General features: G+C 46.5%; 21 protein-coding genes. 10 read left to right on the plus strand and 11 right to left on the minus strand.

Annotated elements, in window-relative coordinates:
• Positions 1–2: 2 nt before the first annotated feature.
• Entirely contained in the window at positions 3–923 is a 921-nt protein-coding gene (locus J0M30_11300; GenBank protein MBN8668080.1) for an amidinotransferase, read from the plus strand.
• Between the two features lie 173 nt (positions 924–1,096).
• On the plus strand, positions 1,097–2,245 hold the full coding sequence (locus J0M30_11305; protein MBN8668081.1) for a T9SS type A sorting domain-containing protein: 1,149 nt from the start codon (positions 1,097–1,099) through the stop codon (positions 2,243–2,245).
• A gap of 51 nt (positions 2,246–2,296) precedes the next feature.
• Here J0M30_11305 and J0M30_11310 read toward each other — a convergent pair whose 3' ends face one another.
• Genes J0M30_11310 through J0M30_11320 form a run of 3 tightly spaced genes read right to left on the minus strand, consistent with a single transcriptional unit; the run spans position 2,297 to position 4,873 of the window.
• Positions 2,297–3,601: a hypothetical protein gene (locus J0M30_11310; GenBank protein MBN8668082.1), complete on the minus strand. Its 1,305-nt coding sequence runs from the start codon at positions 3,599–3,601 to the stop codon at positions 2,297–2,299.
• Between the two features lie 56 nt (positions 3,602–3,657).
• Complete coding sequence (locus J0M30_11315) at positions 3,658–4,185, minus strand: DUF4331 family protein (GenBank protein ID MBN8668083.1); 528 nt, start codon at positions 4,183–4,185, stop codon at positions 3,658–3,660.
• Positions 4,186–4,204: 19 nt separating this feature from the next.
• On the minus strand, positions 4,205–4,873 hold the full coding sequence (locus tag J0M30_11320) for a DUF4331 family protein (protein ID MBN8668084.1): 669 nt from the start codon (positions 4,871–4,873) through the stop codon (positions 4,205–4,207).
• A 183-nt stretch (positions 4,874–5,056) separates the two neighbouring features.
• Here J0M30_11320 and J0M30_11325 point away from each other — a divergent pair, with 183 nt between their 5' ends.
• Positions 5,057–7,318 carry a TonB-dependent receptor gene (locus J0M30_11325; protein MBN8668085.1) on the plus strand — a complete coding sequence of 754 codons (2,262 nt, stop codon included), beginning with the start codon at positions 5,057–5,059 and terminating at the stop codon, positions 7,316–7,318.
• On the opposite strand, the gene rfbD is transcribed toward J0M30_11325, so the two are convergent.
• Positions 7,319–8,218: a dTDP-4-dehydrorhamnose reductase gene (rfbD, locus tag J0M30_11330; GenBank protein MBN8668086.1), complete on the minus strand. Its 900-nt coding sequence runs from the start codon at positions 8,216–8,218 to the stop codon at positions 7,319–7,321.
• Between the two features lie 205 nt (positions 8,219–8,423).
• On the opposite strand from rfbD, the gene pfkA reads away from it, so the two are divergent.
• Both pfkA and pyk read left to right on the plus strand, forming a co-directional pair.
• Positions 8,424–9,407: a 6-phosphofructokinase gene (gene pfkA, locus J0M30_11335; protein MBN8668087.1), complete on the plus strand. Its 984-nt coding sequence runs from the start codon at positions 8,424–8,426 to the stop codon at positions 9,405–9,407.
• Between the two features lie 24 nt (positions 9,408–9,431).
• Positions 9,432–10,922 carry a pyruvate kinase gene (gene pyk, locus J0M30_11340; protein MBN8668088.1) on the plus strand — a complete coding sequence of 497 codons (1,491 nt, stop codon included), beginning with the start codon at positions 9,432–9,434 and terminating at the stop codon, positions 10,920–10,922.
• Between the two features lie 415 nt (positions 10,923–11,337).
• Here the strand turns inward: pyk and J0M30_11345 are convergent, their stop codons facing one another.
• The 4 genes from J0M30_11345 to J0M30_11360 form a co-directional block, all read right to left on the minus strand.
• The gene (locus tag J0M30_11345; GenBank protein MBN8668089.1) at positions 11,338–12,108 is read right to left on the minus strand and encodes a DUF1080 domain-containing protein; all 771 of its coding nucleotides are present in this window, start codon (positions 12,106–12,108) and stop codon (positions 11,338–11,340) included.
• Position 12,109: 1 nt separating this feature from the next.
• Positions 12,110–12,505 (minus strand): c-type cytochrome, encoded by a 396-nt coding sequence (locus J0M30_11350; protein MBN8668090.1) that lies wholly within the window; start codon positions 12,503–12,505, stop codon positions 12,110–12,112.
• 36 nt (positions 12,506–12,541) lie between these two features.
• Positions 12,542–13,597: a sugar phosphate isomerase/epimerase gene (locus J0M30_11355; GenBank protein MBN8668091.1), complete on the minus strand. Its 1,056-nt coding sequence runs from the start codon at positions 13,595–13,597 to the stop codon at positions 12,542–12,544.
• 82 nt (positions 13,598–13,679) lie between these two features.
• On the minus strand, positions 13,680–14,846 hold the full coding sequence (locus J0M30_11360; GenBank protein MBN8668092.1) for a Gfo/Idh/MocA family oxidoreductase: 1,167 nt from the start codon (positions 14,844–14,846) through the stop codon (positions 13,680–13,682).
• A gap of 108 nt (positions 14,847–14,954) precedes the next feature.
• Between J0M30_11360 and J0M30_11365 the strand changes: the two genes are divergently transcribed.
• From J0M30_11365 to J0M30_11380, 4 genes are read left to right on the plus strand one after another with little or no spacing between them, the layout of a single operon-like run.
• Positions 14,955–15,845: a TIM barrel protein gene (locus tag J0M30_11365; protein MBN8668093.1), complete on the plus strand. Its 891-nt coding sequence runs from the start codon at positions 14,955–14,957 to the stop codon at positions 15,843–15,845.
• A 36-nt stretch (positions 15,846–15,881) separates the two neighbouring features.
• A complete protein-coding gene (locus tag J0M30_11370; GenBank protein ID MBN8668094.1) occupies positions 15,882–17,561 on the plus strand; it encodes a GMC family oxidoreductase in 1,680 nt (559 codons plus the stop codon).
• Between the two features lie 17 nt (positions 17,562–17,578).
• Complete coding sequence (locus J0M30_11375) at positions 17,579–18,151, plus strand: gluconate 2-dehydrogenase subunit 3 family protein (protein ID MBN8668095.1); 573 nt, start codon at positions 17,579–17,581, stop codon at positions 18,149–18,151.
• 32 nt (positions 18,152–18,183) lie between these two features.
• Positions 18,184–19,113, plus strand: coding sequence for a sugar phosphate isomerase/epimerase (locus J0M30_11380; protein ID MBN8668096.1), 930 nt, complete (start codon positions 18,184–18,186; stop codon positions 19,111–19,113).
• Positions 19,114–19,200: 87 nt separating this feature from the next.
• On the opposite strand, the gene J0M30_11385 is transcribed toward J0M30_11380, so the two are convergent.
• The 3 genes from J0M30_11385 to J0M30_11395 all read right to left on the minus strand — a co-directional run bounded on the left by J0M30_11385 (position 19,201) and on the right by J0M30_11395 (position 21,623).
• Positions 19,201–19,929 (minus strand): copper homeostasis protein CutC, encoded by a 729-nt coding sequence (locus J0M30_11385; protein MBN8668097.1) that lies wholly within the window; start codon positions 19,927–19,929, stop codon positions 19,201–19,203.
• A gap of 112 nt (positions 19,930–20,041) precedes the next feature.
• Positions 20,042–21,061 carry a N(4)-(beta-N-acetylglucosaminyl)-L-asparaginase gene (locus tag J0M30_11390; protein ID MBN8668098.1) on the minus strand — a complete coding sequence of 340 codons (1,020 nt, stop codon included), beginning with the start codon at positions 21,059–21,061 and terminating at the stop codon, positions 20,042–20,044.
• Between the two features lie 97 nt (positions 21,062–21,158).
• Complete coding sequence (locus tag J0M30_11395; protein MBN8668099.1) at positions 21,159–21,623, minus strand: nuclear transport factor 2 family protein; 465 nt, start codon at positions 21,621–21,623, stop codon at positions 21,159–21,161.
• Between the two features lie 151 nt (positions 21,624–21,774).
• Here J0M30_11395 and J0M30_11400 point away from each other — a divergent pair, with 151 nt between their 5' ends.
• Positions 21,775–22,338 (plus strand): NAD(P)H-dependent oxidoreductase, encoded by a 564-nt coding sequence (locus J0M30_11400; GenBank protein ID MBN8668100.1) that lies wholly within the window; start codon positions 21,775–21,777, stop codon positions 22,336–22,338.
• Positions 22,339–22,348 lie beyond the last annotated feature (10 nt).

Here is a 22,348-nt window from a genome sequence, read left to right on the forward strand (position 1 = left end):
CCATGCAAACAACATCCCACATATTGATGATCCGACCGGTGCGTTTTGGGTATAACCCCGAAACAGCCGTGAACAATGCGTTTCAACAAGCCCCCAACGAAGAAGCCGCGGTGATTCAGCAAAAAGCACTGGTGGAATTTGATGGCTTTGTGGACCTCCTCCGAAAAAATGGCGTGGACGTAACCGTGGTACAGGATACCGATACACCCCATACTCCCGATTCAATATTCCCCAATAACTGGGTGTCTTTTCATGCGGATGGATCGATCTATCTCTATCCCATGTTTGCCCTCAACCGGAGACAGGAGAGAAAACCAACCGTGCTGGAGGCGATCGGGAAAAAGTTTGAAGTAAAAACCAAACATGACCTGACTGGGTATGAGAATGAATCTGGTTTCCTCGAAGGAACGGGAAGCATGGTACTCGATCGCGAAAACAAGATCGCGTATGCCTGTCTTTCTGAAAGAACCCATCCCGAAGTCCTCCAATCGTTCTGCGAGATCAGTGGATACCGACCTGTCGCCTTTTATGCTTTAGACCAGGAGGGAAAACCCATTTACCATACCAATGTGATGATGTGTGTGGCAGATAAATACGTGGTGATCTGTTTGGATGCCCTACCCGATCCAACCGAAAAAGAACTGGTCCGTTCCGTGATCCTGGCCTCTGGAAAAGAGATCCTGGAAATTGACCTCAACCAAATGAACCATTTCGCCGGAAATATGCTACAGATAGCCAATCAGGATGGTGAAAAATTACTTGTCATGTCCTCCCAGGCTTTCCATTCCCTGCATCCGGCCCAGGTCGAAAAACTAAGTAGTTATAACCGGATCCTCCATGCCCCCCTCGACAGTATTGAGGCGAACGGAGGCGGCAGCGCCCGCTGTATGATGGCAGAAATTCACAATCCTACCCTACAGTAATTCTTTAAATTACAAATTTAATTTTTTATTCAATCGACTGGTTTTCAGTTGATTGGGAATAAAGAGATATTCTTCTCTTTTTATTGGATGAAATAAGTGCATACACTTATCGTTATTTGTTTGCATTTACTAGGTTAACTAAGTATTTTCACCTATTAAATATCCAATACCCCATGATGAGAATTGTACCCCTATTCCTCCTTTATTTACTTGTCAATTCCCATTTGGCACTGGCTCAATGCAGTGCAAGCGGAAATTTTGTAGGCTCTACCAGCCTGGTCACCGGCCAGGGTGACGGCACTCCGGCAAATCCATATCGTCCAGGTTCTGTGGTCAGAGTAACCGCCACGATCAGTGGTACATATAGCCGTTCCGGTTCAAACTGGTGGCATGGTATTCAGATCAACCTCGGAAGTAATTTCAGTTTTGCCACTCCTTTGAATTTCACGCGTACCGGTTTTCCTGGAAATGCCCGATGGATTTGGAGTAATGGCCATGCTGGATCCGGTCCTGGTACTGCTGGCCCCGGCATATATTATGACGACGACTCAAATGGTGATCCCTCCGATGGATATGGACGAAACACCGGTTCTCTTGCAGGAACCTTTTCCTTTAATATTGTAGTAGGCAATAACGCGACCACTTCCGCCACCATTTCTGCCAATATTTTACCGGATGGATTTTCCGGAAACTTTAGCAGTTCTACCTGTGACAGTGATGCGAGCCCCGCTGCCGCAAAAACTATCTTCAACAATGTTGCCCTTCCAGCCACATTGATTTCGTTCCGTGCACAGAAGACAAATGACAAGGATATTCAACTTATATGGCAAACAGCTACTGAACAGAATGTATCGCATTTTGAAATTCAGTATAGCGCTGATAGCCGCACCTGGTCAACCATCGATTCTAAACCAGCCGTTGGAAATTCAAATACTGTTCAAACCTATACCTATACCCATACCCAGGCGATAAGTGAGGACAACCTGTATCGTATCCGCGTTGTAGACCGGGACAACAGAGTGGAATACTCTCGTGTAGTATCCATTAAAAAAGATTTCAAAGCTACCTTTACCATGCAGAAACCCTACCCCAATCCAGTGACGGATAAGGTGAGTTTCCGGTTGATAGCACCCGAACAAGGCCAGGGAGAGATCGGGGTTTATAATACTGCTGGTAATCTGGTAACTAAAATGACTGTAGACGTGGAAAAGGGATTGAATGAGTTTTCGCTCAATGCCAGTTCCTGGCCTGCGGGAGTTTACCTGGTGCGGTTTAGCAACACCTCTACGGTGCTTTCGGAAAAATTCTTAAAAAACAATTAGTAGCCATACACGGATAACGCATCCCTGCCAGCGTACTGGCAGGGATTTTTTTTATATCCGTTTATTCAATTTTTCCCATTCAGCCTGTTTCAGGGGCCCCCACTCCCATTCGGCTCCATTGCATTGGGCCAGGATATCTTTCGCTTTCTTTTCCTGTCCGTCCTCTGCATAGATCATGGCCATTTGCAACAGTACATGCGGTTCAAAGGTCATTCCTTCTACCTGGCTCTTAAGCAGATCGACCGCTTCTTTGGTATTATTCTTTTTAAAATAACACCAGGCCAGCCAGGATGCTGTTTCGGGCGTCGCCCGGTTCTTTCGTTCAGTAAGCGCCATTTCAAGGGCAACATCAAGTGTCGATGAATCTTCCGCAAAACAATCGATCAGGTATTTGGCATACATGGGACGTTGAAATGAGTCATCCACCTTTTTAATAAACATGGAACGGAAAACCTGGGCTGAATCATGTTCCCCTTGCCAGTCTTTGATTTCCGCAAGCTCCAGATAGAGCTCGGGCATAGTATATTGCTGCTGCAGGTAACGGAGAATCGATTCTGCGGCTTTTGCATTTTTATCATGAGAAAATGCGACCCAGGCCAATCCACGAAGTGCATGGATATATTTTCCATCCTGGCGCAGTACTTCCTTATACCCTTTCACCGCTTTATTGGGATATCCATTGTGCAAATACATATCCGACAGATTTGACAAGCCCCACAGGTGAAGAGCTGTAAGTGCCCTTCCCTTTGCCCAGTCCACCGCTTTTTCCATCCATTCAATGGCTTCATCTCCATTCCCCCGATGATCTTCCCATCGTGACCGCCGGATAAAATAGTCAAAGGACTCCTTATCGGCGATCCGGTCCAAGGAGGCATTGGCTTCCTTGAATTGTCCCAATTCCATTTGGGTGTCAAAGGAAACCAGGTTCACCAGGTGTCCTGCCCCACCGGTCATTCGGGCCTGATCCAATAAATAGGAGGCCTGGTTAAACCGATGACAGGTAATCGCCTGCTGAGAAAGCAGGACAAGAAATTCTGGATCATCCTTTCCTAAAAAAGCAAAGACCCGATTGAGCAATGAATCCGCCCTTTGCAAATAGGCCATCTCCCCTGTTAGCTGAAATAGACGGTTCCAGCGGTTGGCCAATTGCATTTGATCGATGTAGTTTCCTGTATCCCGCTGAAGCCTGTTTGCCCAAAACTGAATATCGGTCTCCATTTCCGCAATAGCCTTCTTTACCGGCTCATCCTGTTGAATAAGGTGTAAATAATCCTGCTCCTGAACGAGTTTCTCATCTTGACGGCAGCCAATCAAAAGAATAACCGAAAGCAAACTGAAAATAATTGCATTTTTCATAACCTGTATAAAAAATACACCGCATCATGGATGCGGTGTATATGATTAAAATGGGATTAGAAAGGAGAAGCCAAATAGGGGAAGGTCCCACTAAAGGCCTTATCATTGGCCCCAACATTATCCGAGGTAAGTCCAGGATTGGATGCTCCTGTGGCACCGCCAAAGATGAGCAGTAATTCCACATCGATCACATCATCCGCCAGAGCTCTTCCGGTCAGTACATTGGTACCATCGAAAAAGGTGGTGGTGCCGCTCGTTTTTACATTAAGCACATCCGTAGCCAGCAAACCGGCAAAGGTGGCCTTATCCTGACCCAACGCATTTTGCATATACCCAAATCCGGTCAATACAGACTGAAATTGCGTATTGAAGGCGGCATTTTGTAAGGCAGGAGTAGTTGTATTGAACTCGTCTTTCCGGGCAGAATTGACAAATACGGTATTGACTGCCGGACGAGCCATTTGGTCCTTTTGAACATAGGTACCAGAGGTATCAAAGTTATCTTCGTTTTCGTCCTTATCACAACCTGCGAGCAATAGCGCTCCGAGGGAGAACAATAAAACTCCTTTATTCAAATATTTCATGATCTTATTATTTAATTGGTTATTTAGTTTTTGATTCGGCCCATACGTTCAGGGTAGCCGCTGAACCCAGCAGGTTCTTCGGAACTTCGACCACGATCGACATTACATTCGTACCGGCAAAAGCATCTACACCCGGGCTGCGAAAACCTGTTTGTGTACCAGCCAATATTTCCTGAAAGCGTACGAGGTCAAAGAAGAATGGATCATCACGGGGACCGGCAAAAACACGGATACCATTGTTAGTTCCCACATTCAATGTAGACGCGCCATAGGCAGTCACATCGGTTTCGGTCATTGTGCCATTGGTCATCACCATGCTATTGAGACCAGGAGCTGAAGGGGCAACGGGTCCATATACCCGAAGCTTATTGTTCTTGACAAGACACTGAATCACGAGATCTTCCACATTATCACCGGAGTTGTCGATGTTCATTTCATACATGACATTGGATGGAAAACTGGCCGAAGAAGTGGCAGTTGGAGAAAGCAGACCCTGGGTATTGATCACAAATACCATCTTGCTATTGTCAGCAGGGCTTTGAAAAGCATAGATGTCCGTAATATCAGTACCCAGACTTGCGCTGGATGGGCCGGTTACGGCGGGTGCGTCGATATGATCCGCGGCAAATAGAATACCGCCTGCTGCCAGCAACCCAAGGAAACCAGTCCATAGGAATTTCTTTTTCATAAATTGAGGGGTTTGATTTGTTCAGAAAATGTTCTGATAAATAGAATTACAAGTTGATATACGGAGTTGGAGAAAGAATGGATTTATACCATCCAAATAAATAGCGTCAACCACTCAACATATTTAATATAGGAGAATAGAGAACTGAATTTAGTTTTATCTCGTATTTACCAAAAAGACCGTATGGCAACTGCTTTAAGGACCATTTTATCAATACTTATTCTCACCATCTATTGCACCTCCTTTGCGCAGACAGGCGAGATCGTAGGATGGATCAGGGACAATGAATCCAAAGAAGCCCTGTCGGGTGCAAGCATTGCCTTAGCAGATGGTCGTAATGAACATACAGATGACCTCGGAAGATTCAGGATCAACACGGTTGCCACCGGAAAATACGAAATGGTGATTTCCTATATTGGTTACCGTACGACCATTGTTCCGGTAGAAGTGAGGGAAAAAGAGAAAACAGAAGTATTGATCGATCTGTTTCGCGCAAATCTTGATCTGCGGGAGATACGGGTCAATAGTCGTAAGCAAAGTGCATTGCAAACCATCAGTGCCGTGGATATCATGTTGCGTCCCGTTAATACTTCACAGGATGTATTACGTATCGTACCCGGGCTCTTTCTGGCACAACATGCCGGAGGAGGTAAAGCAGAACAGATATTCCTGCGTGGATTTGATATAGACCACGGTACGGATATACGACTCTCGGTAGATGGCATACCGGTGAATATGGTGTCTCATGCGCATGGACAGGGCTATGCCGATCTGCATTTCCTGATTCCCGAAACGATCGAAAAACTGCAATTTGATAAGGGGCCTTATCAATCTGATCAGGGTAATCAGGCCACTGCAGGGTTTGTAGCCTTCAAGACCAGGGATTTCATTCGGGAGAATTTATTGAAAGCGGAGGCCGGTCGTTTTGGACTGCAACGTTACTACGGACAACTCAAAGTCATTGATAAGGAGAGAGGCGAAACCAAACAACAATTCTACATCGCTTCGGAATATGCACGTAACAAGGGCTATTTTGAAAGCCCCCAGGATTTCCATCGTTTTAATGTTCTGGGAAAATATCATTTGCAGCAGGGGAATAAACGTCAATTAACAATTCTGGCCTCTGCATTTGACAGTAAATGGTTTGCCTCTGGACAGATTCCTGACCGGGCGGTACAATCAGGACTTATATCCCGGTTTGGAGCCATTGATGATACGGAGGGCGGAAATACGAGCCGTATCAATACCAGTTTACAATACCAGCATCGGTGGAATTCTGGCTGGATTTCCTCCGATCAGATTTATTATACACGATATCATTTCAATCTTTTCTCCAATTTCACTTTTTTCCTGAATGACCCGGTTGATGGCGATGGGATCAATCAACGGGAAAGTCGTGATCTTTTTGGATATAATGGTTCTCTTGTCCGTCAGGGCCAATTGGCGGGTAAGCCCAGTACCACCCGGATCGGATATGGCTTCAGAGCGGACAGGGTACATGATATTGAATTGACAAAATCCGTGCTCCGCCGTAAAACAGATCCCATTCAACGGGGTGATGTACGCGAGAACGATATTTTCATTTATGGAGAAAAGGATATCCGATTGGGAAACCGTGTACAGATAAAGGCCGGCCTTCGTTTTGACCAATTGCAATTTGCCTACCGTAATACCTTGACAAATGAAACGAACTATCGGAAACAGGCACGAGCTACCCTCAACCCGTCACTCCGTATCCAATATACGCCCAGCGCCGGATTACGGTTATACGGAAACGTTGGTACTGGTTTTCATTCAAATGATACCCGGGTGATCCTGGACAATCTGGCCAGGGAAATTTTACCCAAAGTATATGCGGTTGATGCCGGTGTGGAATTAAAACCAACCCGGGGATTATTGATACATGCCGCTTCCTGGTACCTGATGTCTGAACAGGAATTTGTATATGTAGGCGATGAGGGTATCATTGAACCCGGTGGAAGGACACAACGGATGGGGCTTGACCTGATGATCAGATACCAAATGAATAATTGGCTTTTTGCCGATATGGATCTTAACCTGACCCGTGCCCGTTCGCTGGGTGTGGCCAAGGAAGAGGCGTATGTGCCATTGGCTGCCGCATTCACCAGTTCAGGCGGACTCAGTGTTAAACCCGAAAAAGGGCCAACGGCTTCTTTGCGCTATCGGTGGATCACCTCCCGACCGGCAAATGAGTTCAATTCGGTACGCACCGAAGGTTATTTTCTGCTTGATGCGGTGCTCTCCTACCCCTGGAAGAAATTGGAATTTAATCTGTCGGCCGAGAACCTACTCGATGCAGATTGGCGCGAAGCCCAGTTTGATACAGAATCCAGGTTAAGAAATGAAACGACACCTGTTTCGGAGATTCATTACACCCCTGGTATGCCATTCTTCATAAAAGCAGGTATTAGCCTGCGTTTTTAATCAACCCCCGGAGGGGAACATCGAGCGGAAGCCTTCTTCAAGATCGCGGGGAGCATATTCTAATTCAGATTTCGCTTTCCGGATCTCAAAGCCGGTCTTGGGAGGACGACGACCAGGTTGAGTGAAGTTTTCAGCTGTTACACGTTCGATCAGGGAAGTGGTCAAGCCAAAATGAGTTGCCACCCTGGAAGCAAATTCAAATGGACTCATACCCTCTTCGCCGGATAAGTGATAAGTGCCCGTTGCTTTTTTTTGAATGATGAGGGCAATGCCCTTCGCCAGGTCCTCCACATAAGTGGGCGTACGCCATTGGTCATCCACTACCCGGATCGGTTGCCCGGATTCAAGACTGTTCTTTACCCAGGTAAATATATTCGATCGTTTTCCATGCAGGGGTTGCCCATATACCAGACAAGTACGTACGATGGCAAAGGGAATGGCGCTTGTTTCCGTGATGGCCTCGGCCTGGAGTTTGGTGAAACCATAAAAATTCACCGGATTGCATTCATCTGTCTCCACATACATTCCTTTTTCCCCATCAAAAACGAAATCCGTAGATACATAAATGAAGTGTGTAGAGATTGCTTCGGCATTTACTAACACCTGGGCAGTGCCTTTTACATTCACGGCTTCGGCCCGTTCGGGGTCCTTTTCACAATCATCCACCTGGGTCATGGCCGCAGCATGTACCACCACCTCAGGTCTTTCTTTTTCCATCACCTGATTAACCGTGGGTTCGTCGAGGATATCCATATCGTAATACACAAAGCAGTTTAGTGCCTCCACCGGATGGCGATTCTCGCCTTTTCCGGTGGCCACCACAAAATATCCCGCATGAAGCAGCTGTTTGACCAGGTATTGGCCCAATAAACCGTTCGCACCGGTGACCAGGATTTTCATACCGCAACTTTACACCATTTAGGGCTGAATAATCCAGAATCCAGTATTAATAATTCCCCACCTGATTGGGCAGTTGGCAGAATACATAACTACCAATCGTTATCAAAACAATCCCTTATTTTTGGTGGATTTTTTGAACGGAACCAATGATTTATTCAACGATTACGGCCTGAGAATGAACATTTTCAATTAAAAGGAACAGAGAATGGCAAAAAAAGTTTCTAAGATCGGGGTATTGACATCAGGCGGTGACGCCCCGGGAATGAATGCCGCGATCAGGGCGGTGGTACGGACAGGCCTTTATTATGGTTTAGAGGTATACGGCATCATGCGCGGATACCAGGGTTTGATCGAAGACGATATTGTGCAAATGGACTCCCGGTCCGTGGCCAATATCATTCAACGCGGAGGTACCATATTAAAGACCGCCCGTTGCAAGGAATTCTATGAACCGGCCGGGAGAAAAAAGGCCTATGAGATCCTGAAGAAAAAAGGGATCGACGGGCTGGTTATCATCGGCGGAGATGGTTCTTTCCGGGGTGCGGTAAAATTCAGTCAGGAATTTGATATCCCCTGTGTGGGATTGGCCGGCACCATTGACAAAGATATTTATGGCACCGATTTCACCATTGGGTTTGATACCGCGGTCAACACTGCGGTAGAAGCCATTGATAAAATCCGGGATACCATGGATGCGCACGACCGAATCTTTGTGATCGAAGTAATGGGACGTGACGCCGGATATATCGCCCTGCATTCGGGTATCGCCACAGGAGCGGAGAATATTCTTATCCCTGAACGCAAGACCGATATCGAGGATGTGATCAAATCACTCAAAGAGAAAGAAAGAAGGAAAAAACTGGTGAACCTGATCGTTGTGGCAGAAGGAGATGATTTTGGCGGTGCCGATGAGGTGCAGAAAGTAATATCCGGGCAATTGCCCAATGCCGAGATCAGGGTTTGTATCCTCGGTCATATTCAACGGGGAGGTTCACCCTCCTGCCTCGACAGGTTGATCGCCAGCCGCATGGGCTTCCATGCTGTGGAAAGCCTGATCGAAGGCCGTCACAATGTATTTGTAGGAATCCTTAACAATAAGATGCATTATATTCCGCTGGAGAGTGCCGTAAAGAACAAGGCCAAGATCAGCGATGAATGGATGCGGATCGTAAAAATTCTGGCGAGCTAATACCAACGAAAACTGGCTGTCACTATGGCTAAACATGCAGATAAGTATTTCCACAAGGAATTTGATAAGGAAGCAGGCAGACAGCACGCCTCCAAGCGAACCAAGATCGTAGCCACAGTCGGACCCGCCTGTGACAGTTACGAACAACTACTGGAACTGGTAAGGGCCGGAGTAAATGTCTTTCGCCTGAATTTCTCCCATGGCACCCATGAGGACAAGGCCCGGATCATAGGCTTTATCAAAGAGATCAATGTAAAGGAGCCTTATAATATCTCGATCCTGGCTGACCTGCAGGGACCCAAACTCCGCGTAGGCGAAATAGAAAATGGATCCTTACCTCTCGAAGAAGGAGATATCCTCACTTTTACCAATGAAAAATTGGTAGGTAACCGGGAAAAAATATTTGTTTCCTACCCGGATCTCCATAAGGATGTACAACCAGGAGAGAAGATCCTGATCGATGATGGAAAGATCGAAGTGGTGGTGCGTGAAATAACGCCTGACAAGATGGTCAGAGTAGAGGTAACCCTGGGGGGTATCCTCCTGCCTAAAAAAGGTGTAAACCTGCCCGATACAAATATCTCCCTCCCTTCTCTGACGGAAAAGGACCTTGCTGACCTGGAGTTCATAATTGCGCAACAGGTGGATTGGGTTGCTTTATCCTTTGTGCGGAAAACAGTCGATATCGTTGACCTGAAAAAGCGGTTAAAGAATGCGGGCTGTAAATCCAAAGTGATCGCCAAGATCGAAATGCCCGAAGCCCTTCGCAATCTGCGGGATATCATTTTGGAAAGTGATGGTGTCATGATCGCCCGGGGTGACCTCGGGGTTGAACTACCGGTGGAAGAAGTACCATTGATCCAGAAAGATATCATTAAAAAATGCATCCATCGGGCCAAACCCGTGATCGTGGCAACGCAAATGATGGAGAGCATGATGGAAAGAACAAAACCGAACCGGAGTGAGATAACGGATGTGGCCAATGCGGTGCTGGAAGGTGCCGATGCGGTTATGCTCAGTGGAGAGACCGCCACCGGGAAATATCCCAAACTGGTGGTGGAAACCATGACCAAGATCATTCTGGAAGTGGAACACAAAGCCTACGATTATAACCGGGAGGAAATGTTGAAACCCCTGCCCCACTCTCCTTCTTTCCTGAGTGACGCCATTTGTTACAATGCCTGTAAACTGGCCGATGATGTAAAAGCCAATGCACTGATCGGGATGACACAGAGCGGATATACAGCCTTTATGCTGAGCAGTTATCGCCCTCACTCCCCTGTCTATATTTTTACCAAAGAACGCTCACTGGTGAACCAACTCAGCCTGAGCTGGGGTGTACGCGCCTTTTTCTATGATGAAGAAGAAAGCCTCGATGAGATCATCTTTGATCAGATCGATATTTTAAAAGAAAGAGGATTTATCCGTAGTGGTGATGTGGTAGTGAGTACGGGAAGTACTCCGGTGGCCTTGCATTTGCCAACGAATATGTTGAAGATAACTACGGTGGCGTAGGGGGTGAGGAGAGATGACAGATGACGGAGGACAGACGACGGAGGACAGATGACAGATGACAGATGACGGATGACAGATGACGGATGACGGATGACGGATGTTGGATGTTGGATGTTGGATGTTGGATGATAGTAGTTTAAATAAATAATTTAAGATTAAATAGTAAGAGGGGCCTGAAGAAATTCAAGCCCCTCTTTATTTATCATTAACTTTAAATCTTAATCACTATCATCCAACATCCAACATCCAACATCCAACATCCAACATCCATCATCCATCATCCAACATCCAACATCCAACATCCAACATCCAACATCCAACATCCATCATCCATCATCCAACATCCGTCATCTGTCATCTGTCATCTGTCCTCCGTCCTCCGTCCTCCGTCCTCCGTCCTCCGTCATCTACCTCCCTACAAACTCCTAACCTTTACATTCCTAAACCACACTTTATTCCCATGATCCTGTAACCCGATCCGGCCTTTTTTATAGGTACCAAACTCTGGCATGTTGATGAATTTACTACCCGCCACGAGTTTCTTCCAGTTATCATCCCAAAGCGTTGTTTGCACCACTTTGGTACCGTTGAGGAATAACTCCAATGAACCTTTATTGGCGATGATCTCTACCTGGTTCCATTCACCGGCTGGTTTAACTGTTTCAGGGGAAGAACTGATCAGGTCATAAAGGTCACCTGCACGATGTTTGCCATTATTGGCATCACCATGACGGACATTGTCAAGCACCTGCATTTCAGGACCGGTGTACCAGGCATATTTATGTAAACTGGTATCCGGGCTTTCATGGATATAGAACATCACACCGCTGTTTCCGGCCGTGTCGATCTTCCAATCCAGTTTTAAATGAAAATTCTCGTACTCGGCATCGGTGACGATATCTCCACCGCCTTTGGTTTGCCATTCGATCATTTCCTTGGGATCCAAATGAAGGGTCCCGCTGTCAATAACCCAGGCCGAACCATCCGACACGGCATTGTACACATGCCAACCCGTTTTGGTACTTCCGTCAAAAAGCAGTTGCCAACCATCAGCCTTTTCCTGTTCGGAAAGGGTATTATCGGCAGAAGCGACAGGGGTAGGTGTTTCTTTTTCTTTTGTTGACGCTGTATCATTACAGGAGGTCAAGAGAAAGAATGAAGCAAAGGCAAGAATCGTCTTTTGCATATTATTTTCCTTTAAATGTCAGGATATATTTAACAATGGCTTTGGCATCCTCTTCGGGTAATTCAGGATGTGCGGCCATGGGTACTTCACCCCATACACCCTGACCACCTTCGATTACTTTTTTGGACAGCATCGCTACTGTCGCATCATTGTTCTCGTATTTATTGGCAATATCTTTATAAGAAGGCCCGATGAGTTTTTCATCGATCTTATGACAGGTATTACAATTCTGTGTGACCTCGATGGCCAATCCTTTGTCATAATCCGGATTGCTCTTGGGTTCTTCTTTCTTTACTTCGGTGGCAGCAGGTGTTTCAGCAGAAGTTGTTTTGGTTTCACCACTGTTACAAGCAGTCAGGGTGGCCATTGCGGCAAGTACGATCCATGTCTTTTTCATATACTAAAGGGGGTTTGTTTTTGGTGCCCAAAGGTATTACTCTATTCCTAAAACCGTACGGTTAAAGGCATCATTATTTCCTGTACTGGCAAAATCATCAAACGCTTTTTCGGTAACACGGATAATTCGGTCTTTTATGAAAGCGGCACCTTCCCTGGCACCATCTTCAGGATGTTTGATGCAACACTCCCATTCCATCACGGCCCAGCCTTTGTAATCATAGGCAGCGAGCTTACTGAAAATGGACTTGAAGTCAACCTGTCCATCCCCGAGTGAACGGAACCGGCCTGCCCGGTTGATCCAGGATTGAAAGCCGCCATATACACCTTGCTTTCCGGTGGGGTTGAATTCTGCGTCCTTCACATGAAAGGCGCGTATCCTTTGATGGTAGTGATCAATGTATTGAAGATAATCAAGACATTGCAGCACGAAATGCGAAGGGTCATACAACAAACAGGCTCTTGGATGCTGGTTGACCTCTTCCAGGAACATTTCATAACTCACGCCATCATGCAGGTCCTCTCCAGGATGGATCTCATAACACACATCGACCCCGCAACGATCAAATTCATTCAGGATCGGCATCCACCGGTTTGCCAGTTCTTTAAAACCAGTCTCCACCAACCCGGCGGGCCGTTGCGGCCAGGGGTAAACGGTATGCCAGAGCAAGGAACCGCTAAAGGTAGCATGGGCATTCAATCCCAGGTTTTGCGAGGCTTTTGCAGCCCATTTTAATTGTTGAACCGCCCATTCGGTACGGGCCTTTCCATTTCCGCGAACTTCTTCCGGCGCAAATCCATCAAACAAGGTATCATAAGCCGGATGAACGGCAATCAGTTGTCCTTGCAAGTGAGTAGACAATTCAGTGATCTCTAATCCACATTCATTGATCAACCCCTTTAATTCATCGGCATAGGTCTTACTCTCCGCAGCTTTCTGCAAATCGATACAGCGGGCATCCCAGGTTGGAATTTGTACGCCAACAAATCCAAGTTCCCGGGCCCATTTACAAATGGATCGCAGGTCATTGAATGGAGGTTTGTCTCCCAGGAATTGTGCAAGAAAAATACCAGGGCCTTTTATTGTTGTCATTTCTATAAGATTAGTTGTAAATTATTGATTATTATCTGATGGAAGAAGTAGCTGCATCTTAGAAAAAATCAATAAGGAATTATTAAACAACATGATCCACCCACTTCATTTCCGAGGCAGCCGAAGCCACCACATTATCAATAAACGCCATTCCGCGTATTCCTTCTTCTACTCTTGGATAGTCCAACATTTCAGGGGTTGGGTTTTCTCCACTCAGGCGGCAAGCCAGTGTTGCGGCAAAATTCTTATAGATATTGGCAAAGGCTTCGAGGTATCCTTCCGGATGGCCACCGGGGGTCCGGCAATTGGAAGTAGCAAAAGAACTCAACCGGTCTGTATAATTGCTACCGGCGCGTAACACCTGCATGGGCGCATCCAGCCATTTCACCCAAAGCGTATTAGGTTCCATCTGCGACCATTCCAATCCTCCTTTTTCTCCATAAACGCGTAGCCGCAGATTATTCTCCTCTCCTGCTGCGATTTGTGTCGCGATCAATACACCCGCTGCCCCATTCTCAAATTTCAATAACACATTTCCATCATCATCCAATACCCTGCCTTCGACCATGGTATTTAAATCGGCACAGATCCTTGTGATCTTTAATCCGGTTACATATTCTGCCAGATGAGCGCCATGGGTTCCAATGTCTCCCATCACCGCACTCTTTCCTCCCTTCTTGGGGTCCGTTCTCCAGGCTGCCTGTGCATTCCCTTCACGTTCACTCAACCGGCTCAACCAGCCCTGTGGGTATTCCACCCATATCTTCCTGATCTTGCCCAATGCACCACCCTGAACCATTGAACGGGCTTGTTTCACCATTGGATATCCGGAATAGGTATGGGTCAAACATAATAAAAGACCGGTTTCATCTACCTTTTTCTTCAGTTGTTTGGCTTCATCAAGGGAAAAAGTGATCGGCTTTTCGATCACCACATGAAAACCATGCTCAAGGGCCATCATCGCGGGTGCAAAATGGGCAAAATTGGGGGTAACAATGGTGACAAAATCCATCCGGTCACCTTCAGGCCGTTGGGCCTCTTTTTTGATCATATCCTCATAGGTCAAATAAATCCGGTCAGCGCTCAAAAACAAGGCCTCGCCTGATTTCTGGGCTATTTCCGGGTTAATGCTTAAAGCTCCGCAAACGATTTCGGTTTTGCCATCCATCCAGGCCGCGTGCCGGTGAATGGCCCCAATAAAGGCATCCTGTCCTCCACCGATCATTCCCATGCGTAATTTCCTATTCATAGCAGTGAATTGATATTTGATAATTTTTTTACAAACGAGCTAATTAAAGTGACTAAAAATAGTACATTTAGTTTTTACCAATTGGTAAATTTACCGACACGCTTGATCATGGAAAAAACCAATCGCAGGGACCTCTTGAAAAAGATCGCCGTGGGCTCCTTGGCCCTTACCGCAGGACAAACCATTCCTGCCCTGGGAAATGTAATCTCCCCTTCTGATAAATCATTGAAAGGAAATATCCATCATTCCGCTTGTCGCTGGTGCTATGACAGTATCCCCTTCGAAGAACTCTGTATTGCAGCAAAAAAGATTGGCCTGGTTGGAATCGACCTGGTGGGTCCTGCCGATTGGCCCACGCTAAAAAAATATGGTTTGATCTCCACAATGTGCAATGGGGCTGAGATCAATTTGGTGGATGGATGGAATGATACAAAATTTCATCCCCGATTGATCGAGAGTTATAAAAAACACATTGACCTGGTGGCCGATGCGGGTTATAAAAATCTCATCTGCTTTAGTGGAAGCCGTCGGGGCAAGGATGATGAAACGGGTTGGAAGAATTGTGTGGAAGGATTGAAACAGGTGATCGGCCAGGCAGAAAAAAGAGGCGTTACCCTGGTGATGGAATTACTCAATAGTAAAGTGGACCATAAGGACTATCAATGTGATAAGACTGCCTGGGGCGTGGAATTGTGCAAACGATTAGGATCCCCCAACTTCAAGCTACTATATGATATTTACCATATGCAGATAGATGAAGGGGATGTGATTCACACCATACGCGAATACCATCCCTATATTGCCCATTACCATACCGGAGGTGTCCCGGGACGAAATGAGATCGATGAATCACAGGAATTGTATTACCCTGCCATCATGAAAGCCATCCTGGCCACCGGATACCAGGGCTATGTGGCGCAGGAGTTCATTCCAACACCAGCGGATACAGCCGGAAAATTAAAATCGCTTAAGAAGGCTGTTCAAATTTGTGATATCTAATAAGTGCTGAAATAAACGAAACCCAACATTGCTTTTATGCCAAACAATCATTACGATGCCATTGTCGTCGGTTCAGGGATCAGTGGAGGCTGGGCCGCCAAGGAACTGACCGAAAAGGGGCTCAAGGTTTTACTCCTCGAAAGAGGACGTGACATCAAACATGTTAAAGACTACGCGGAAGCCAATAAACCGATCTGGGAATACCCCCACCGTGGCGACCGTACCCAACAAATGATCGAGGACTATCCCAACCTGAAAAGGGATTATCCACTGAATGAGCGTAACCTGCATTACTGGGCTTCTGATAAAGATTGTCCGTTTACAGAATCAAAACCTTATGCCTGGTTCAGAGGATACCATGTCGGAGGTCGCTCGCTGATGTGGGGCCGGCAAAGTTACCGCTGGTGTGAAGAGGATTTTGAAGCCAATGGACGGGAAGGTATTGGTGTTGACTGGCCCATTCGCTATAAGGATGTTGAATCATGGTACACCTATGTGGAGAAATTTGCCGGTATCCAGGGTTCCTATGAGAATCTTCCCCAACTACCCGACAGTCATTTTCTTCCGGCAATGGAACTGAATATTGTGGAGAAGGATGTGGCTGCGCGGATCAAAAAACATTATAATAATCTTCGGACACTCATCATTGGGCGTTCGGCGCATATTACCCAAAAGATACCCGGACGTGAACTTTGCCAGTACCGTGACATGTGTTGGAATGGTTGTCCTTTTGGTGGGTATTTCAGTACCCAATCTTCCACCTTGCCAGCTGCCGAAGCAACCGGTAACCTTACACTCCGCCCCTTCTCTCTTGTAAAAGAGATCATGTATGATAAGGATACAAAAAAAGCAAAGGGTGTAGTCGTTCTCGATACTACCGATAACAAGACCTACGAATTCACGAGTAAGATCGTTTTCCTTTGTGCCTCTTCTTTTAATTCCACCTGGGTATTGATGAACAGTGCCACCGATATATGGCCCGATGGGTTGGGAAGCAGCAGTGGCGAATTGGGGCATAACGTGATGGACCACCATTTCCGTTGCGGCGCAGGCGGACAGGTAGAAGGGTTTGATGACAAGTATTATTATGGACACCGTCCAACCGGGTTCTATATTCCCCGCTTCCGGAATTTTGGCGCTGATAAGCGTGATTACCTGCGTGGATTTGGTTACCAGGGTTCAGCCAGCCGTCAGGGTTGGGGACGCGAAGTAGCCGAACTCAATATAGGTGGAGAATTTAAAGATGCCCTGAGTGAACCTGGTGGATGGTCCATTGGAGCCAGTGCTTTTGGTGAGATTCTGCCTTACCATGATAACGTGATCAAACTTAATCGTAATACCACCGATAAATGGGGCCTGCCTGTTCTCGATATGAGTGTAGAGATCAAAGAGAACGAAAAGAAAATGAGAAAGGACATGCAGGAAGACCTGGCCGAAATGCTCAATATCGCCGGTGTAAAGAATGTGCGGACCTACGATAACGAGTATGTTCCGGGTATGGGAATTCATGAAATGGGTACTGCCCGTATGGGTCGTGACCCTAAATCATCTGTATTGAATGGCAATAACCAGGTATGGGATTGCCAGAATGTATTCGTTACGGACGGTGCTTGTATGACATCGGCCTCTTGTGTTAACCCTTCACTTACCTACATGGCATTGACTGCCCGTGCAGCTGATTTCGCCGTGAGTGAATTGAAGAAAGGAAACCTCTAACCCAAAATGCATTTGACATGAACAGAAGAGAACTTATAAAAATGATCGCCACTCTTACAGGTGGCGCTGTGATCGGCGGCGAATTCTTCCTGGCCGGTTGTAACAACCCCGATAAAGGAGTCATGCTCGCCTTTACTGCCGATGATACGGCTTTCTTGGATGAAGTGGCAGAAACCATTTTTCCCAAAACCCAATCAGCGGGTGCCAAGGAAGCCAAAGTGGGTGATTTTATGACGCGGTATGTAACCGACTGTTATACCCAGACCGAACAGGAAGCCTTTCATAAAGGCATGGATTTGATCAATGCGGCCTGCAAGAAACAGCACGGACATGACTTCATGAAAGCAACCCCCGAACAACGTACGGCTTTATTGATCACGATTGACAAGGAACGGGTAGAATATCAGAAGAACAAAAAGAAAGAAGACCCCGCCCATTATTTTCAATCATTCAAACAACTGACCATCCTTGGTTATTTCACTTCAAAGGAAGGACGCACCACCGCCACCCGGTATGAACCTGTACCCGGAAAGTACATCGGAGATTATGACTATAAAAAAGGCGATAAGATCATTACCAATTTTGATTAATATTTATTAACCCTCAACGAAACCGCTTACATATGAGTTACGATCGGAGAAAATTCTTACAAACCAGCGGGCAATTTGCCGCCGCACTGGCCCTTGGTCCTGTAGCCTGCAAACTGGCCCCCAAAGAGGCAAAGACCGGAGCTGGGGCCGGAACCGAAACACCCGTGGAGAAACCTCTCGGTGATTTTGGGATTCAATTATATACACTCCGTGAAGATTTTCCCAAAGACCCCAAAGGTGTGTTGAAACAACTGGCTGATATGGGGTACAAGCAGATCGAAAGCTTTGAAGGCGGAAAAGGTATGTTCTGGGGTATGACCAATACTGAATTCAAAACCTACCTGGATTCGCTGGGATTGACCATTGTATCCAGCCACTGTAATATCGATACCGATTTTGAAAAGAAAGCTGAGCAGGCTGCTGCCATTGGTATGAAATACCTGATCAGCCCCTGGGTGGGATTGATCGATAATAAAACACAGAAACCTCGTACACTTGACGATTTTAAAAAGATCGCGGCTGATTTTAATGCCAAAGGCGAGATCTGTAAAAAGAACGGAATCCGCTTTGCCTACCACAACCACGATTATTCCTTTAAACCCCTGGAAGGTCAATTACCCCAAAATGTGATGATGGATAATACAGACCCTTCCCTGGTGGATTATGAAATGGATATTTACTGGGTTGTAGCCGGCGGACAGGATCCGGAAGAATGGATGAAGAAATACAAAAACCGTTTCCGGCTTTGTCATGTAAAAGATCGTAGCAAAACCCCCGGTACCGATAATGGCAAGAATTCAATTGACCTCGGCACCGGAAGTATTGATTTTAAAAAGATCCTCAGGACGGCCAAAGAAAATGGCATGGAATATTATATCGTAGAGCAGGAATTCTATCCCAATGGCACTCCGTTGCAGGCAGTAAAGGTTTGTGCGGATTATATGAAAGGGATGAAAGTATAGCTGCTTAACCGCGAAGACGCAAATACACAAGGGGCGCTAAGTAATCTTAGTGCCCTTGTGTATTTGCGTCTTTGCGGTTATAATTAGCTACAATAACCCCTCCCTTAATTTCCTTACTTCCTCCACCTCAATGGCATTGTTCATATACGATTCTGGCGAACCGGCAAAGGAAGGATGTACAAATTCCATCAGGGAATTCTTCTTGCCGCGAAGCGATGAATGAAATTCCTTACACCCTGTTTTTTCTGCCAGCATTTTTATATTATCTGCCCTCACCCCACTGCCCGGCATAATGATAATACGATCATCTGCGGCTTTATTCAAGGCGGCGATCAATTCTGCCCCATCTGGTGCAGCCGGTTGTTGACCGGAAGTCAGAATACGTTCTACCCCGATCCCGATCAATTGTTCCATGGCCTCAAATGGATCAAGACAACGGTCAAAGGCCCGGTGAAAAGTGACACCCAGCGGATAGGCAAGTTCTGCCAGGATATGTGTTCGTTTGATATCAATGGCACCATCCTTATTTAACAAACCGATCACCACTCCATCGCAACCCAATTCTTTGCATAGCAATACGTCCGCTTTCATGATCTCAAATTCCTCGTCGGTATACAGAAAATCCCCTCCCCGTGGCCGAATGATCGGAAACAGCGCCACAGAGAATGAATCCCGGCATTTCCTGATCGTTCCCAGGGAGGGCGTAGTACCCCCTTCAGCCAGATTGGCACATAATTCAATACGGTCAGCACCTCCTTCAACAGCTGATTTGGTTGTAGTAAAATCGGAAGTAGCGATTTCTATTTTGTAAGTCATGATGTAAATTTTTCCCGCAGAGCACACGAAGAAAGCTGCGGACGCCACTGCTTCAAAATAATAGACGGCCAATGCGATCGCTTTATACTCTGCGTCCGTAGCGTGAACACTATCAAAAATAACTTTTCGATCGAACCAGTTCCTCTACACCTTCCCGGCGCAGCGCGTAACTAAACCCCGGGTGAATGGAAAAGGCGCCTGCCTCACCATTCTTACCCAATGCCAGAAAAGCAACTTGGATCTCCTTCACCTTATCTCCTTTAATCCGAACGATCCGTTCAATGATCTTTTTGCAGGCCTCTTCGGGTGACATCCCTTGCCGCATACATTCCACCACAGAATGGGAACCGGCGACCCGGATAACATCTTCGCCCTGACCAGTGGCGGTACAGGCCCCCACCTCATTGTCTACATACAAACCGGCACCAATGATGGGCGAATCACCCAAACGTCCACGCATTTTAAAACCAGCCCCGCTCGTGGTACAGCTACCACTCAGGTTTCCCCTGGCATCCATTGCTACCATGCCGATGGTATCATGGTTCCATTCGCCATTCTCCAGTTTGGCCGGAGCAAAGGGTCCATGCCCCTGTTTATTCTCTACATTTATTTGAGGTGGTTTGTATTCAGATCGCTTGAGCCAGTTCTCATAGGCCTTCTGTGCCTCCGGAGAAAGCTTGCCATCCTCAAGGGGAAAGCCTTCGGCTACCGCAAATTGTTGCGCCCCCGCCCCTACCAACATCACATGGGGAGTTTTTTCCATTACCCTTCTGGCCACGGAAATAGGATGTTTGATCCTTTCCAGAAAGGCCACACTCCCGCAATTGAAATGCTCATCCATGATACAGGCATCCAGTGTAACAAATCCATCACGATCGGGATTTGCACCAAGACCTACACAACAATTCTGGGAATCCTCGGTTACCATTACCCCCTGTTCAACCGCATCAAGTGCACGCCCCTGTTTACTCAATACCTCCCAGGCCGCTTTATTGGCTGCAAGCCCTGCATCCCAGGTTGAAATAACAACAGGACCGGTATATGTATTGGGTGATGCCTTTAGTTTAGTACTTAACGCCACTCCGAGACCACCTAAGAAGGTGCGATGGAGAAAATTTCGTCTGTCTTGCATGGGAAAGAATTATTTTTTTGGTTTCTCGCAGCGCACGCCAAGCATCAGTCGGCCGCTGCGGCCTTACTAAACTTAACGAACGTTGCGGGAAACTGTATTAGCGATTCATAAATTCATTCAACTTTTTTACAGCATTCCGATGAATGGCCCGCTGGAAAAACCCCGACCAGCCAAACAACACTCCCTTCCAACCCATTGCCTGACGGGTCCAACCATACAGGCTAAACGCATCTGAATGTTCAATGATCTTTCCCTCGCCAAACTTCATATAGGCTTTTATCCTGTTCACAACACGTCTCTTGGTCTTTGAAAAAGTATAGACCGCCGTCCACTCACAGGTGCCATACTCATCGGGCGAGTCGGGGTCCGAAAATTCTATGGAAAGATCTTTGCTGCTTTTGATCAGCATCTCCCACATGGCCCTTACCTGCTCGGCGTTTAAAAGCCCAAAAACAGGATCGCTAAATACCGCGTCGTCATGGTAACAGGCCTGCATAGCCCTGAAATCCTTTTCCTGAAAAGCCGTATAGAACCGGCTCATTAATAGTTCATTGTCATTCATGGGGAAAAATTACGGGTTTCGTCTGAATTATCACCAACCTTGTCCTGACATTCTTGTTATCTCTCTGACATTCCGGCTGAAAATAAGGTTTGGAAATAAATTTGATGTTTAAACATTGATTATATATCTTTACATTCTAAACAAGTAAAAAATGAGAATAGAGATCATATCCGGAAGCCCCCGTTTAGCGAGTGTAACCCGCCGGGTGGCCCTGCATCTGCTGAATGAGTTTAAGCAAAAAACCGAGCATGAAATCGGGTTGATTGATATGCGTGACTGGAACCACCTGCCCCAGGTTCAAAACGTTTTTACCTCCATTGAAAAGACGCCGGATGCGTTCAAACCGCTGGCTGAAAGGATTTTTCAGGCAGATGCATTTGTACTGGTTTCACCGGAATACAATGGCAGTTATTCACCAGCACTTAAGAATATGCTGGATCATTTCCCCAAGCAAGGCCGAAAAGCCTTTGGCGTGGTAACGGCATCTACGGGAGCCATGGGAGGCATGCGTGCATCACAACAATTACTGTTGTTGGTTCCGGCCTTCTTTGGCATTGCCTCTCCTTCTATGTTGATCACGCCTTTGGTGGATAAAAAGTTCAATGAAGAAGGGGAATTGCTGGATGATAATTTCCGGAAAAGTATCGATGGATTTTTGAATGAGTTTATCTGGCTGGCAGAGGCTGTTTCCAGTAAGAAATTAGTAACGGCGTAAAATCTGGTTT

This window comes from Chitinophagales bacterium, from assembly GCA_017303415.1.
Taxonomy (GTDB): Bacteria; Bacteroidota; Bacteroidia; order Chitinophagales; family Chitinophagaceae; genus SpSt-398.

Excerpts from the sequence above, each read along its gene's own strand:
- J0M30_11300 (MBN8668080.1), top strand. The coding sequence starts at position 3 with ATGCAAACAACATCCCACATATTGATGATCCGACCGGTGCGTTTTGGG.
- J0M30_11305 (MBN8668081.1), top strand. The coding sequence starts at position 1,097 with ATGATGAGAATTGTACCCCTATTCCTCCTTTATTTACTTGTCAATTCC.
- J0M30_11310 (MBN8668082.1), bottom strand. The coding sequence starts at position 3,601 with ATGAAAAATGCAATTATTTTCAGTTTGCTTTCGGTTATTCTTTTGATT.
- J0M30_11315 (MBN8668083.1), bottom strand. The coding sequence starts at position 4,185 with ATGAAATATTTGAATAAAGGAGTTTTATTGTTCTCCCTCGGAGCGCTA.
- J0M30_11320 (MBN8668084.1), bottom strand. The coding sequence starts at position 4,873 with ATGAAAAAGAAATTCCTATGGACTGGTTTCCTTGGGTTGCTGGCAGCA.
- J0M30_11325 (MBN8668085.1), top strand. The coding sequence starts at position 5,057 with ATGGCAACTGCTTTAAGGACCATTTTATCAATACTTATTCTCACCATC.
- rfbD (MBN8668086.1), bottom strand. The coding sequence starts at position 8,218 with ATGAAAATCCTGGTCACCGGTGCGAACGGTTTATTGGGCCAATACCTG.
- pfkA (MBN8668087.1), top strand. The coding sequence starts at position 8,424 with ATGGCAAAAAAAGTTTCTAAGATCGGGGTATTGACATCAGGCGGTGAC.
- pyk (MBN8668088.1), top strand. The coding sequence starts at position 9,432 with ATGGCTAAACATGCAGATAAGTATTTCCACAAGGAATTTGATAAGGAA.
- J0M30_11345 (MBN8668089.1), bottom strand. The coding sequence starts at position 12,108 with ATGCAAAAGACGATTCTTGCCTTTGCTTCATTCTTTCTCTTGACCTCC.
- J0M30_11350 (MBN8668090.1), bottom strand. The coding sequence starts at position 12,505 with ATGAAAAAGACATGGATCGTACTTGCCGCAATGGCCACCCTGACTGCT.
- J0M30_11355 (MBN8668091.1), bottom strand. The coding sequence starts at position 13,597 with ATGACAACAATAAAAGGCCCTGGTATTTTTCTTGCACAATTCCTGGGA.
- J0M30_11360 (MBN8668092.1), bottom strand. The coding sequence starts at position 14,846 with ATGAATAGGAAATTACGCATGGGAATGATCGGTGGAGGACAGGATGCC.
- J0M30_11365 (MBN8668093.1), top strand. The coding sequence starts at position 14,955 with ATGGAAAAAACCAATCGCAGGGACCTCTTGAAAAAGATCGCCGTGGGC.
- J0M30_11370 (MBN8668094.1), top strand. The coding sequence starts at position 15,882 with ATGCCAAACAATCATTACGATGCCATTGTCGTCGGTTCAGGGATCAGT.
- J0M30_11375 (MBN8668095.1), top strand. The coding sequence starts at position 17,579 with ATGAACAGAAGAGAACTTATAAAAATGATCGCCACTCTTACAGGTGGC.
- J0M30_11380 (MBN8668096.1), top strand. The coding sequence starts at position 18,184 with ATGAGTTACGATCGGAGAAAATTCTTACAAACCAGCGGGCAATTTGCC.
- J0M30_11385 (MBN8668097.1), bottom strand. The coding sequence starts at position 19,929 with ATGACTTACAAAATAGAAATCGCTACTTCCGATTTTACTACAACCAAA.
- J0M30_11390 (MBN8668098.1), bottom strand. The coding sequence starts at position 21,061 with ATGCAAGACAGACGAAATTTTCTCCATCGCACCTTCTTAGGTGGTCTC.
- J0M30_11395 (MBN8668099.1), bottom strand. The coding sequence starts at position 21,623 with ATGAATGACAATGAACTATTAATGAGCCGGTTCTATACGGCTTTTCAG.
- J0M30_11400 (MBN8668100.1), top strand. The coding sequence starts at position 21,775 with ATGAGAATAGAGATCATATCCGGAAGCCCCCGTTTAGCGAGTGTAACC.